Annotated in this window: 2 pseudogenes; one reads left to right on the plus strand and one right to left on the minus strand. The window is 58.3% G+C overall.

Going from position 1 to position 489, the window contains the following annotated elements:
- Positions 1-224, minus strand: a pseudogene (locus tag RA21_RS23320) (transcriptional regulator); the annotation flags it as partial.
- A gap of 61 nt (positions 225-285) precedes the next feature.
- On the opposite strand from RA21_RS23320, the pseudogene RA21_RS23080 reads away from it, so the two are divergent.
- Positions 286-489: pseudogene (locus RA21_RS23080) on the plus strand (coproporphyrinogen III oxidase); the annotation flags it as partial.

Genomic DNA, 489 nt, shown 5'->3' on the forward strand with positions numbered 1-489 from the left:
CCGTCCTCCATCGTCTGGGTCAGGGAAGCGATGCCGGAAACCACGGAGCCCACGAAGTTCATCACGTCGCCGGACCAGATGATCGGCTGGCCGGCCTCATAGGTGCGGTAGTATTTGATCGCGTCCAGCGCTTCCAGCTCATCCGCGTTGCAGCGCGCGCACACGGCACGGTGACGGATCGGGCAATCGCCGCATCTGGATTGTGACATAATGGGAGCGTTCATTCGCTGGTCCGTTTGATCTGGGTCAAGGCTCTGGTTCGCGCGCTGCCATAACGGTAATTGAATGGAACAGAAAGCTCAATTGGCCGAACTGGGTTTGTTTGACGCCAAAGTGCCGCGCTATACCAGCTATCCCACCGCGCCGCACTTCGGCAAGGACCCTGATTCCGCGCTGTTTTCCAATTGGGTTTCAAAGATTTCACCGGGCAGCAGCATCTCGCTGTATTTGCATGTGCCCTTCTGCCGCAGGTTGTGCTGGTTCTGCGCC

The organism is Leisingera sp. ANG-DT (assembly GCF_000813785.1).
In the GTDB taxonomy this organism is placed as follows: domain Bacteria; phylum Pseudomonadota; class Alphaproteobacteria; order Rhodobacterales; family Rhodobacteraceae; genus Leisingera.